A 12,903-nucleotide genomic window follows, 5' to 3' on the forward strand; every position below is an offset into this window, starting at 1 on the left:
CCTCGTTTAAGGTTGAGCTTCTTTGCCTAGCTGAGAGTAGTAGTGGGCAATGTCTTCAATGTCTTGATCAGAGAGGGCATCGGCCTGCTGTTGCATTAGCACCGCGAGACCACTGGTTCGCTCCCTCGCTTTGTAGTCCTTAAGGGAAGAAATCAGATAGGTTTTGTTCTGGCCGCGTAAGTTTGGGTATGCATCAATGGTCGATATGCCATCGACACCATGACAAGTCATACAAACTTTCGCTTTTTCTTTGCCGACTTCGAATTGCTCATCACCTTCTGCAGCAAAGGTGAGGGGAGAGAAGCACACAGCGGCGACGAGAGCCGTCCTCAAAGCTGCGCTCATGTTTTGGGTGTTCTTTAATCTCATCACTGATTCCCTAGTAATTTGAATGCGTGTTTCACTAACTCGGGCGCTGATATTCCAGATTTTCACTGTTATTGGTGGCGTGAATGCACTGGCGTATTTTTTATAGTTGTAGGTTAAAGAGTAAGCAGGTACTGGCAATATCGCTACGTACGAGCCGATTTAGTTGTGAATTTTTCTATTTAATACGTGAACACGTAACGATTAGGGCAAAATTTTGGTGAATAAATCGACAGGAAAATAACGGGTTAGCTACGGTTGAATAGGGTATGGATGGGAATTGATACAAAATCAAACAAAAGAGCTTTTGAAGAAAGTTTTAGGTGAGTTGGAATTTCAAGGTATGGGAGCCTTCTTTTCACGGAAGACCCCATGAATGAAAGATAGGATCGAAAACAAACTAACGCCCGCGATAAATCATCATGTCGTAAATATGGGCAATAGAAACCGGATCAGCTTCTAAGTGACTAGATCGTATAGAAGAGACGAAACTGAATAAGGAACCAAGGCCTACTGGCGCGATAATAAGCAAGGCAATCAGAATGAAAAAGAGTACGGTCGAATGTCTCATAAAGCACCTCCTGATGTCTGTTTCATTGCTTTTGAATTATACCATTTTCGTGATGCCAGAAAGGGAGGTTATTCCGCACAATATTTGAGCTTTAGCCTGATGATTTGATAGGGATTTCATTCGGTATAAACTGCATAAATAATCGCTGATAAATGCAGTAATTATCTCGATGATAATCAAGCTGCCATGTATACTGTGAGCGTTTCGCAAACGTTAACACCCTCCTTTCTAATTACATATAAAGTCAGCATTTGCGATGCAAATATAACTAGCTATCACGCATTAAAATCAATGATAAATAACCCCTGACGAATCCCTCGCAGGGTCTTTTTTGTGAGTAATTATGCTTAACTCAGAACGCAAAGCTGCATTCGTGCTCGTCGCTACTACGATGATCGCGGCATTAGGGTGGATCTTCTCCAAAGAAACCATTCAAGGTCTCCCACCATTCGGATTTATCGGTCTGCGATTCACCATCGCTTCATTGTGTTTGCTGCCTCTGTGTATCAAACCACTTCGTGCTGCCAATAAGAAAGATATTTTTGCCGCGGCAGGCGTAGGTGTGCTTTTAGGTGGCGCACTGATGTGTTGGATCTACGCGATTTCAATCAGTGACACGCTAGGTGAGGGCGCATTCATCATGAGCCTATCGATGCTGTTTGTACCCATTGTCGCGTGGATTATGTTTCGTCAAAGACCTCAACGAATTTTTTGGGTGTCACTACCGATCGCGATTCTTGGGCTAGGGTGTCTGTCATTAGCGGGGGGATGGCAACAATCAAGCAGCCAGCTTTGGTTCTTGGGCGCGGCGCTGATGCTTGCACTGCATTTTAATGTCAACAGTAAATACTCACAGAAGCTACCCGTACTTTTGCTGACTTGCATTCAACTGTTTGTGACAGGCTTGATTGGGTTGTTGGTTTCTTCGCTATTGGAAACCACGCCGACAGAAGTTTCTACATCAATTTGGGTGTGGTTTGCTCTAAGCACGCTTTTGGCAACCAGTTTGCGTTACGTGATGCAAACCATGGGGCAAAAGTTTGTCCAAGCGGGTAACGCTGCACTGATTATGATCCTTGAACCCGTGTGGACTGTAATTCTGAGTGTGATTTGGTATGGCGAAGTGCTGACCTCTAATAAACTCGTCGGCTGCGCTCTTATCTTATTCTCTTTGGTGATCTACCGAACTGGCGGTAAACTCCGCTTTCCAAAACGGGCGTAATCAAGTTTATAGAGCCAGCGGTTTCACCCTCGTTGGCTTTTCATTCCTTTTCATTTTTAGGCAGGATGCTTTCCATGGCAAACACAGAACATCAAGAGACGCTGGATTCACTTGATAAAATCAGCGTGTGCTTGTATCGCTTTGGTATTACTTTGTTTGCTATGGCGCTGCTTGTTTTTTCGGTTCTTGTCTCTGGTGCAATTTCTAGTTCACCGTTGATTTACCAAACCTCAGTCATTACGGTTTGTATGGCTGGTGCGTTATCTGCCGCGAATGTTCACGTTTACAGCAAACACGTACGTGTCGTGATCAGTTGGGCGTCTTGGATTGGCTTGGTATTGATGGTGAGTGACTTGGAGTTTCAGCGCACTTGGTTAGGGCTTGGCTTTATCTTTGTGACCTTTTCGGGCATTGCGCTTAAAGAGTCTTTTTGCTTTAAAGTGCCAGGCTTGAAGATGGTACCCGTGTTTCTCGCTGTCGCAACGTTTGCGTTGTGGTTTAACCTTCCAATCCTTGCTGCCATCACTATGTTATTGGCTGGATTAGTAATGGGCTTCCTGTCTTTTGCTAAATGGCGTATGCCGCTGCATTTCGATATCGGTATCAAAGCGAATTACGAGATCTAACGCTGCTTTAACGCCAGCGAGACTTTTGAGGTCGGCTGGCGGTTTAATTCTTCACTGATCATCCATCCGGCTTTGGCGAGCAACTCTAAATCTACTCCGGTCTCGATTCCTAAGCCTTGGCAAAGGTAGAGCACATCTTCGGTAGCAACATTACCTGACGCGCCATGAGCATAAGGGCAGCCCCCAAGCCCAGCCACACTGCTATCGACGGTATTGATGCCCATCGTTAAGGCTTGGTAGATATTCGCCAACGCTTGCCCCCATGTGTCATGAAAATGGACCGCAAGCTTATTGGTTGGGACTTTCACTTGTACGGCTTCTAACATTTTAGCGATGCGTATCGGCGTGCCTGTACCTATGGTATCTCCAAGTGAAACCTCATAGCAGCCTAATTCCATTAGCAGGTTGGCAACTCTTGCGACTTGTTCGGGTTTGGTTGGCCCGTCGTAAGGGCAGTCTGCCACGCAAGATAAGTAACCCCGAACGGGAATGTTATGGGTTACTGCCAATTCCATTACTGGTTCAAAGCGGTTAAGACTATCTGCAATCGAGCAATTGATGTTGTGCTGGCAAAAGCCCTCCGATGAGGAGGTGAAGATGGCGACTTGGTTAGCGCCGGCTTCTAGCGCCTTTTCAAAGCCTTGCACATTAGGCGTTAGTGCTGAGTAGATGACGTTGTGGCGGCGGGTGATTTTCTTCATAACATCGAGCGAATCCGCCATTTGAGGTACCCATTTAGGCGACACAAAAGATCCTGCCTCAATATGGGTGAGTCCTGTATCTGAGAGCAGGTTGATTAAGCGGATCTTCGCTTGCGTGGACACTGGTGATTCGTTTTGCAGACCGTCTCTCGCTCCCACTTCGACAATGTTTACCTTGTTTGGCAAATTCATTTCTTGCCCTTAGCTGGCTTGTTTATCCAACCCGGTTCTCGTTTCTCCAGAAAGGCTTGCAAGCCATCTTGTCCTTGCGGCGATACGCGAATGTCGGCGATAAGTTGGCTCGTGTATTGGATAAGCTGACCATCAATCGGATTTTGGTGGCATTGATGGCATAACGCTTTGGCTTTTCGCATCGCATCTGGGCTATTGATCAGTAAAGAATCAATCAAGCTTTCTACTACGGCTTCGATTTTGTCCAGCTTATGAACCTCGTGCACAATGCCAAACTTTTCTGCTTTGTCAGCGTTAATCACTTCGGCGCTGAGTATGTAACGACGAGCTTGACGGTTGCCCATCGCTCGCATGACATAAGGAGAGATGGTTGCTGGAACCAGTCCCAGTTTGACTTCACTCAAACAGAAGTTCGCGTTCTCCGCTGCGATGGCGATATCACAGCAACAGATCAAGCCCAATGCACCACCAAAAGCGGAACCTTGCACAACCGCAATAGTAGGCTGAGGGAAAGCGTCCAGTGTATGCATCAGGCGTGCAAGGTTTTGCGCGTCTTCTAGGTTTTGCTTTCTGGTGCTACTTGCCATGGATTTCATCCAATTCAAATCAGCACCAGAGGAGAAATGTTTGCCGTTTCCTCGAAGCACCAAGCATCGAACATCGGTGCGCAGAGCGAGGTAGTCCAGCCTGTGGATCAGCAAGTCAATCATGCAGGCATCAAACGCATTGTGCTTCTCTGTGCGATTGAGCGTAAGCGTTGCAACGCCGAATTCATCGACGTTCCAAAGTACTTCATCTTGTCGTTGGGTATTGGGGATGATACTCGGTTGATGATCCTGCATGTGACGTCCTTTTCTCTCTACATTTCTACATTCTGAATATGCCAAAGTTGCTGTCAGGAATTGGCGCATTGAGCGCGGCTTTTAAGGCTTGAGCCAATACTTGACGTGTCTCTTTCGGGTCGATGATGCCGTCATCCCATAAACGTGCGCTGGCGTAGTAGGGATGACCCTGAGACTCATACAAGTCTACGATAGATTCTCGGAATGCACTTTCTTCGGGCTCTGGCCATTCTTCACCTTGGCGTTTTTTCACTTCTCGACGCACTTGAGTGAGCACGCCTGCGGCTTGTTCTCCGCCCATGACTGAGATTCGTGCGTTTGGCCACATCCACATCATGGTTGGGTCATAAGCACGACCGCACATGCCGTAGTTGCCCGCACCGTAAGAGCCGCCAATAATCACGGTAAACTTAGGCACATCCGCACACGCGACCGCCATCACTAGTTTCGCGCCGTGTTTGGCAATGCCTTCTGCTTCAAGTTTTTTGCCCACCATAAACCCAGTGATGTTTTGCAAAAACAGTAGGGGAATTTTGCGTTTGGCACACAGTTCAATAAAGTGCGCGCCTTTCTGTGAGGACTCAGAAAACAAGATGCCGTTGTTAGCCACAATGCCAATCAGATTGCCGTGGATTCGGGCGAAGCCACATACTAAGCTCTTGCCATAAAGTGCTTTGAATTCATCAAAATCTGAGTCATCCACCACGCGAGCGATGATCTCTCGAACATCAAAAGACAAGCGCAGATTTGCATTGACGATGCCGTACATCTCTTCGGCGTCGTAACGTGGTGGTAAAACCGTTTTGTCGCTTTGAAGTGGGAGTGATTGGTTGGTATTCGAGATGGCTTCGCGTGCCAGTTGCAATGCGTGTTGGTCGTTTTCTGCGTAGTAATCGGCAACGCCAGACTTACGACAATGCACGTCGGCACCGCCTAATTCTTCATCGGTGACGATTTCTCCCGTTGCGGCTTTTACTAACGGTGGTCCTGCCAAGAAGATGGTGCCTTGCTCTTTGACCATGATGGAAACGTCTGCCATCGCAGGTACATAAGCGCCGCCTGCGGTACAAAGCCCCATCACAACCGCGACTTGAGGTATGCCTTGTGCCGACATTCTGGCTTGGTTGAAGAAGATCCGTCCAAAGTGCTCTTTATCAGGGAAGACTTCCGCTTGGTGAGGAAGGTTCGCCCCACCAGAGTCCACCAAATAGACGCAGGGTAATTGGCAACGTTGGGCGATCTCTTGCGCCCGTAGATGCTTTTTTACGGTGAGCGGGTAGTAGGTGCCGCCTTTGACGGAAGGATCATTGGCGATCACCATGCATTGAATGCCTTCAATAGTGCCGATGCCGGCGACAACACCTGCGCATGGAATCGATTCTTCATAGACGTTCCACGCGGCGAATTGTCCGACTTCAAGAAACTCGCTGCCTTCATCTAAAAGGAGCATGACGCGCTCACGAACGGGCAGCTTTCCTTTTAGGCGTTGGCGGTCAATGGCTTTTTGTCCGCCCCCTTGTTTGATGGTTTTGATATTGGCTTTAAGGTTGCTCACCAACTCGGTCATGACCGCTTTATTCGACAAAAACAGTTCGTCGGTTGGCTTGGTTTTACTTTTAATGATTGCCATAGTGACTTCCTTGTCGGTGGGTTAGCGAGACTCTTCGAACAACTCTCGTCCAATCAGCATGCGGCGAATTTCAGAAGTGCCAGCACCAATCTCATACAGTTTGGCGTCACGGAGTAAACGTCCGGTCGCGTATTCGTTGATGTAGCCATTGCCGCCTAATAGCTGAATAGCATCGAGGGACATTTGTGTCGCAAGTTCTGCGCTGTAAAGGATCACGCCAGCGGCATCTTTACGTGTACATTCCCCTCTGTCACATGCGGCAGCAACGGTATAAACGTAAGCTTTGGCGGCGTTCATGCGTGAATACATGTCAGCAAGCTTTCCTTGCACGAGTTGGAATTCACCAATGGATTTGCCAAACTGTTTGCGGTCATGAACATACGGAACCACTTCGTCCATACAGGCTTGCATGATGCCAAGCGGACCGGCTGCTAATACCACGCGCTCGTAATCCAAACCGCTCATTAACACTTCGACACCACGGTTTAATTCACCCAACACATTCTCTTTTGGCACGACACAATCTTGGAACACCAATTCGCAGGTGTTGGAGCCGCGCATACCAAGTTTGTCGAGCTTTTGAGCATGGCTAAAGCCTTCGAATTCTCGCTCAATAATGAATGCCGTGATACCACGAGAGCCGCCATTGGGATCGGTTTTTGCGTAAACCACTAAGGTATCGGCATCAGGACCATTAGTGATCCACATTTTGTTGCCGTTCATCAGATAGTGGTCGCCTTTATCTTCGGCTCGCAGCTGCATGCTAACCACGTCAGAACCTGAGTTCGGCTCACTCATGGCCAATGCACCGACGTGAGAACCATCGATGAGTTTAGGTAGGTACTTTTCTCGTTGAGCAGGGGAGCCATTGCGAAAGATTTGGTTAACACAAAGATTGGAATGTGCGCCGTAACTGAGTGCGACAGACGCCGAAGCTCGGCTGATCTCTTCCATTGCGACAACGTGAGCAAGATAGCCCATGCCTGCACCGCCAAACTCTTCATCAACGGTTACGCCGAGCAAACCCATTTCACCAAACTTGGACCACAAATGATTGGGGAATTGGTTGTCGCGGTCGATGTCTGCGGCGATAGGGGCGATATGCTCGGTGGCGAACGCGTTGACGTGGTCTCGGAGCATATCGATGGTTTCACCAAGCCCAAAGTTGAGTGGGGTGTAGCTGCTTTTCATAACATTTCCCTGTTGAAAGTACTTATTAGTACGGATAAGGTTCGAGTTACACTGCTTGGGCTTGGAAATTATGGTTATTCTTGTTTGTTTTAGTCGTTACAAGTTTTTAGTTATTGGCTGTTAGTTTTATTGTCGCTTAGCGCTTGTTTGCATCGCTCTTTGGCGGTTTCTAGCTCGTTCATTACAACGCTAATATCATCCAGTTGCTGTTGTAAGTGCGCTTGCTTTTCATCAATGATGGTTAGCATTTTAAGCAGCTGACCATCGCTTTGTTGGGTATCGTACAGCTCGAACAATTCCCGAATCTCCGCAAGCGAAAAGCCCAGTCGCTTACCACGTAAAATCAGCTTGAGACGGATCTTATCTCTGCGTTGATATACGCGAATATTGCCTTTTCGTTCCGGCTCTATCAGCCCGACGTCCTCATAAAAACGAATGCTTCGGGTCGTGATATCGAACTCTTTGGCGAGGTCACTTATCTTGAATTTATCCACTCGGTTTTTCCCTCTAATGAATAGTTTGGCTTCTTAAAATCCCTTCAAGCCTTGAACTAAACGGTCTAGCTAAAAGCATGAGAGTAAATTTGTGTTGTTATTAATGTGTTTCTTTACGTTAACGTAAATGTTAGTGCTATGCTTACGTAAACGTCAAGAAATCACAGTGCGAAAATTCATCGTTTTATGAGAGGCTGGAGTGACAACACATTCTATGTGAAAGCTCCGTGGTAGCAGGTGTGAGGGATGAGTTCGTGAACTGTGAATTATCGTCAGAAGGGACGAGATCATGGGAAACGACATCTGGATTGTCAGTGCAAAGCGAACGCCAATCGGGCGCTTTCAAGGTCAGTTACAAGGGTACTCAGCGCCTCAATTAGGGGCATTTGCTATCAAAGCGGTTATGGATGCGAGCGGGGTTAGCGAAGTCGATGAAGTCTATATGGGCTGTGTATTACCTGCGGGGTGCGGGCAAGCACCAGCCAGACAAGCAGCGCTAGGCGCACAGCTTCCACAGACTACAGGGTGCACCACTATCAACAAAGTGTGTGGCTCTGGCATGAAAAGCGTCATGTTAGCTCACGATCTTATCAAAGCGGGCAGCATTCGCAGTGCCATTGCTGGTGGTATGGAGAGCATGACTAATGCGCCGTATTTGCTCAAAGATGCACGCAACGGTATGCGAATAGGTCACCAATCTACCTATGACCACATGTTTCTTGACGGTCTTCAAGATGCGTATGAAGGACACTTGATGGGAGTCTATGCGCAGCAAACGGCAGACCGTTCTGAGTTTACTCGTGAACAAATGGACGAATGGGCAATCCTATCCGCGACAAGAGCATTGGAAGCGCAAGAGCAGCGTCTGTTTGACGATGAAATCTCGCCGATAGAAATCACGATGCGTCATAGCACTTCAACATTGGATTATGACGAGCATCCACGCTCCATCAAGCTCGACAAGATCCCTGAACTCAAACCTGCGTTCGATAAAAACGGCTCGGTGACGGCTGCAAACTCAAGTGCGATATCCGATGGTGCTGCAGCTTTGGTGTTGATGGACTCGCAGGTGGCACAGCATCAAGGTTTAACGCCATTAGCAATCATCAAAGGGCACTCAACCCACGCCAGAAAGCCCGCCGAATTTACCCTTGCGCCCGTCTTTGCGATAGAGCAGTTGTTATCTCAACTCGATTGGTCAGTGGACGAGGTCGATCTTTGGGAGATCAATGAAGCCTTTGCTGTTGTCACGCAAATCGCGTTACGCCAATTAGGGATCGATAAAGACAAAGTAAACATCAAAGGCGGTGCGTGTGCGCTTGGGCATCCAATTGGCGCAAGTGGAGCTCGTATTTTAGTAACCCTCATTCATAGCCTACGCCAACTGCAATCGCTTGGTGTAGATGGCGACAACAACAATAAAAAAGTGATGCGAGGTGTTGCATCACTTTGTATCGGTGGTGGTGAAGCCACTGCTATTGGTATCGAGATACCGCTTTAATTCCAATTATCGAATAACGTAAAGAAGGACTAGATTATGACTCGCACGGTTCCCTTATTCATCGATGGTGAGTTTCGTGAATCTCAAGCAACGGATTGGGTAGAAGTGACAAACCCAGCCACTAATGATGTGATTGCGCGCTTGCCATGCGCAACGGATGAAGAGATGCACGCGGCCATTGAGAGTGCAAAAGCCACCTTTACCTGTTGGAAAGATGTCGCTGTTTCGGAGCGTGCGCGTTTAATGCTGCGCTACCAACATCTGCTTAAAGAACATCATGATGAGTTGGCGACGCTACTTTCTCATGAAACAGGCAAGATCTTTGCGGATGCAAAAGGGGATGTGTGGCGTGGTATCGAAGTGGTCGAGCAAGCTGCCAATATCGCCAGCAACATGATGGGAGAAACCGTCGAGAATGTTGCTACAGATATCGACAGCTACTCGCTGATTCAACCGCTTGGGGTGTGCTGCGGTATTACGCCGTTTAACTTCCCTGCCATGATCCCTTTGTGGATGTTCCCAATCGCGATTGCGAGCGGGAATACCTTTGTCCTCAAACCTTCTGAACAAGTGCCTCTCACGTCAATTCGCTTGGCTGAGCTGTTCGAAGAAGCTGGTGCACCAAAAGGCGTGCTGCAAATCGTGCACGGTCGTAAGGAGCAGGTCGACTTGCTGCTAAAGCATCCCGATATCCAAGCGGTTTCTTTCGTTGGTTCTGTTCCTGTAGCGCAATACATTTACACCACAGGCACACAGAACTTCAAACGTGTTCAAGCCTTTGCTGGCGCGAAAAACCACATGGTAGTAATGCCAGATGCGAACAAAAACCAAGTGGTGAATAACTTAGTTGGCTCTTCGGTTGGTGCAGCAGGGCAACGTTGCATGGCGATCTCCGTGGCTGTGTTTGTAGGCAGTTCGAAAGAGTGGATTGCTGATTTAAAACAGGAAATGGCGAAAGTGCATCCTGGCGCTTGGGATGACGAGAGTGCCGCGTATGGCCCTTTGATCAGCGCACAAGCAAAACAGCGTGTGCTCCGTTTGATTGAAGAAGGTAAACAACAAGGGGCGGTGTGTGAACTTGATGGTAGCCAATGTGAAGTAGAAGGCTTCCCAGAGGGTAACTGGGTCGGTCCAACCTTATTCAGTGGCGTCACTACCGAGATGTCGATTTACACCCAAGAAGTCTTCGGACCTGTTTTGGTGTGTATTGAGGTCGACACGTTACAAGAAGCGATAGAGCTCGTGAATCGCAACCCATACGGCAACGGCACTTCCATCTTCACTGCGAATGGTGCCGCAGCGAGAAAGTATCAACATGAGATTCAAGTAGGGCAGGTAGGTGTGAATGTGCCGATTCCTGTGCCTTTGCCATTCTTCTCGTTTACAGGTTGGCGAGGCAGCTTTTACGGTGATTTGCACGCCTACGGCAAACAAGCGGTGCGCTTCTACACCGAAACCAAAACCGTGACAGCTCGTTGGTTTGATGACGATATCCCAACCGGTCCAAATCTCACCATTAACTTGCGCTAACGAAGTAAGGAGCTCATATGGATTTTGAACTCAACGAAGATCAACGTATGTTTGCCGACACGGCTCAGCAGTTTGCGGCAGAGCGTTTAGCGCCAATGGCAGCAGAGTGGGATGAGAAACAAATCTTCCCGAGAGACATCCTACGAGAGGCAGGAGAACTCGGTTTCTTAAGCCTCTACACCCCAGAAGAACAAGGTGGTTTGGGCTTAAGCCGTTTAGATGCATCTATCATCTTCGAGCAACTCTCGATGGGATGCACATCGACTACTGCATTTATGACCATTCATAACATGGTTACTTGGATGGTCGCGAGCTTTGCGACCGAAGAAGTAAAAGACGCGTTTTGCCCAAAACTCATTACGGGTGAATTCCTTGGATCTTACTGTTTAACCGAACCAAACGCAGGCTCGGATGCGGCGTCTCTAACGACTTCTGCGACCAAGCAAGGTGATAACTACATACTCAACGGCGGCAAAACCTTTATTTCTGGCGCAGGCGATACCGACGTTTTAGTCGTGATGGCGAGAACCGGCGATGCTGGTGCGAAAGGCGTATCTGCGTTTGTTGTCCCCGCCGATGCAGACGGTATTAGCTACGGACGTAAAGAGCCGAAAATGGGCTGGAACAGTCAGCCGACACGGGCGGTGACTTTCGACAATGTTTCTATTCCAGTATCACATCTGCTCGGGGAAGAAGGACAAGGTTTTGTGTTTGCCATGAAAGGTTTGGATGGCGGACGCATCAACATTGCGACCTGTTCTGTCGGTACGGCTCAGCAAGCGTTGAATCAAGCGGCGCAGTACATGCAAGAACGTAAACAGTTCGGTAAATCACTAGCTCAATTCCAAGCATTGCAATTCAAACTGGCAGACATGGCAACCGAGCTTGTCGCTGCCCGCCAACTGGTACGGTACGCCGCTAGCAAGTTAGACCGAGGTGACCCAGACGCCACGACTTATTGTGCCATGGCAAAACGCTTTGCAACCGATGTTGGCTTTCAAGTTTGTGACCAAGCGCTGCAGCTTTACGGTGGCTACGGTTACATCAAAGAATACCCAATGGAGCGCTATTTCCGTGATGTTCGAGTACACCAAATTTTGGAAGGTACTAACGAGATCATGCGGTTGATCATCGCGCGTCGATTGCTCGCAGAAGAGTCGGCTCTGCTATAAGTGCAGCCGACAAGCTTTGCTTTTATTCATAACGCTCAGGTCATTTTCATCAAGAAAGGATTCAGAGATATGTCACTAACAGAACAACAAGCGATTCAACATACCATCAGCAATCATGTTGCGGTGGTGACCATGAACAACCCGCCCGCCAATACTTGGACGTCACAAAGCTTAACCGCGTTGAAAGAGCTAGTGCTGGCGCTAAACGATAACAAAGACGTTTATGCTCTAGTGCTCTCAGGGAGTGGAGAGAAGTTTTTCTCTGCAGGAGCTGACCTCAAGTTGTTTGCCGATGGCGATAAAGCGGTTGCGTTAGAGATGGCGCGTATATTTGGTGAAGCCTTTGAAACGCTGTCTGCATTTCGAGGGGTTTCCATCGCAGCCATCAACGGCTATGCCATGGGAGGCGGATTAGAAGTCGCATTGGCGTGTGATATTCGTGTAGTGGAAGAGCAAGCCGTACTGGCACTACCAGAGGCGAAAGTGGGCTTACTGCCTTGTGCTGGTGGTACGCAAAACCTAACCGCATTGGTCGGTGAAGGTTGGGCGAAACGCATCATATTGTGCGGCGAACAAGTCGGTGCAGCACAAGCGCGAGAACTTGGCTTAGCGGAAGAAGTGGTGGAAAAAGGTGGAGCGCTTAATAAAGCCATTGAGCTTGCAGAATCGGTTGCCAATCAATCGCCTCCTTCGGTAACCGCGTGCAAAGCGCTTATCCAAAACATGCGCTCAGCGCCACTCAAACATGGTCTGATTAAAGAGCGAGAACTGTTTCTAAACTTATTCGATACCGAAGATCAAACCGAGGGGGTTCGTGCCTTCTTAGAAAAACGTAAACCCAACTGGAAGAATCAATAGGAGGTCG

At 48.2% G+C, this 12,903-nt stretch carries 13 protein-coding genes; 6 read left to right on the forward strand and 7 right to left on the reverse strand.

Going from position 1 to position 12,903, the window contains the following annotated elements; genetic code table 11:
* Positions 1-6: 6 nt before the first annotated feature.
* Positions 7-369: a cytochrome c gene (locus ITG12_RS18495; RefSeq protein WP_020197235.1), complete on the reverse strand. Its 363-nt coding sequence runs from the start codon at positions 367-369 to the stop codon at positions 7-9.
* A 397-nt stretch (positions 370-766) separates the two neighbouring features.
* Positions 767-937 (reverse strand): hypothetical protein, encoded by a 171-nt coding sequence (locus ITG12_RS18500; RefSeq protein WP_164492026.1) that lies wholly within the window; start codon positions 935-937, stop codon positions 767-769.
* Positions 938-1,280: 343 nt separating this feature from the next.
* Between ITG12_RS18500 and ITG12_RS18505 the strand changes: the two genes are divergently transcribed.
* Positions 1,281-2,159 (forward strand): DMT family transporter, encoded by an 879-nt coding sequence (locus ITG12_RS18505; protein ID WP_042605307.1) that lies wholly within the window; start codon positions 1,281-1,283, stop codon positions 2,157-2,159.
* 74 nt (positions 2,160-2,233) lie between these two features.
* The gene (locus ITG12_RS18510) at positions 2,234-2,785 is read left to right on the forward strand and encodes a DUF2301 domain-containing membrane protein (protein WP_248874681.1); all 552 of its coding nucleotides are present in this window, start codon (positions 2,234-2,236) and stop codon (positions 2,783-2,785) included.
* Here ITG12_RS18510 and ITG12_RS18515 read toward each other — a convergent pair.
* From ITG12_RS18515 to ITG12_RS18535, 5 genes are all read right to left on the reverse strand, one after another.
* Entirely contained in the window at positions 2,782-3,678 is an 897-nt protein-coding gene (locus tag ITG12_RS18515) for a hydroxymethylglutaryl-CoA lyase (protein ID WP_248874683.1), read from the reverse strand. The genes ITG12_RS18510 and ITG12_RS18515 overlap by 4 nt on opposite strands.
* Positions 3,675-4,520 carry an enoyl-CoA hydratase-related protein gene (locus ITG12_RS18520; RefSeq protein WP_039975188.1) on the reverse strand — a complete coding sequence of 282 codons (846 nt, stop codon included), beginning with the start codon at positions 4,518-4,520 and terminating at the stop codon, positions 3,675-3,677. The genes ITG12_RS18515 and ITG12_RS18520 overlap by 4 nt, the downstream gene beginning before the upstream one ends.
* 25 nt (positions 4,521-4,545) lie before the next feature.
* Positions 4,546-6,150 (reverse strand): carboxyl transferase domain-containing protein, encoded by a 1,605-nt coding sequence (locus tag ITG12_RS18525; RefSeq protein ID WP_248874685.1) that lies wholly within the window; start codon positions 6,148-6,150, stop codon positions 4,546-4,548.
* Positions 6,151-6,171: 21 nt separating this feature from the next.
* Positions 6,172-7,341 (reverse strand): isovaleryl-CoA dehydrogenase, encoded by a 1,170-nt coding sequence (locus ITG12_RS18530; protein WP_038866579.1) that lies wholly within the window; start codon positions 7,339-7,341, stop codon positions 6,172-6,174.
* A gap of 110 nt (positions 7,342-7,451) precedes the next feature.
* Entirely contained in the window at positions 7,452-7,835 is a 384-nt protein-coding gene (locus ITG12_RS18535) for a MerR family DNA-binding transcriptional regulator (RefSeq protein WP_009704658.1), read from the reverse strand.
* A gap of 289 nt (positions 7,836-8,124) precedes the next feature.
* Here ITG12_RS18535 and ITG12_RS18540 point away from each other — a divergent pair, with 289 nt between their 5' ends.
* The 4 genes from ITG12_RS18540 to ITG12_RS18555 all read left to right on the forward strand — a co-directional run bounded on the left by ITG12_RS18540 (position 8,125) and on the right by ITG12_RS18555 (position 12,896).
* Positions 8,125-9,336 carry a thiolase family protein gene (locus ITG12_RS18540; protein WP_248874687.1) on the forward strand — a complete coding sequence of 404 codons (1,212 nt, stop codon included), beginning with the start codon at positions 8,125-8,127 and terminating at the stop codon, positions 9,334-9,336.
* A gap of 36 nt (positions 9,337-9,372) precedes the next feature.
* Positions 9,373-10,866 (forward strand): CoA-acylating methylmalonate-semialdehyde dehydrogenase, encoded by a 1,494-nt coding sequence (locus ITG12_RS18545; protein WP_248874689.1) that lies wholly within the window; start codon positions 9,373-9,375, stop codon positions 10,864-10,866.
* A gap of 17 nt (positions 10,867-10,883) precedes the next feature.
* Positions 10,884-12,038, forward strand: a complete 1,155-nt coding sequence (locus ITG12_RS18550) for an acyl-CoA dehydrogenase family protein (RefSeq protein ID WP_038877215.1) — start codon at positions 10,884-10,886, stop codon at positions 12,036-12,038.
* A gap of 69 nt (positions 12,039-12,107) precedes the next feature.
* Positions 12,108-12,896 (forward strand): enoyl-CoA hydratase, encoded by a 789-nt coding sequence (locus ITG12_RS18555; protein WP_038877213.1) that lies wholly within the window; start codon positions 12,108-12,110, stop codon positions 12,894-12,896.
* Positions 12,897-12,903 lie beyond the last annotated feature (7 nt).

Origin of the sequence: Vibrio sp. ED002 (assembly GCF_023277445.1) — a bacterium.
GTDB classification, from domain to species: domain Bacteria; phylum Pseudomonadota; class Gammaproteobacteria; order Enterobacterales; family Vibrionaceae; genus Vibrio; species Vibrio jasicida.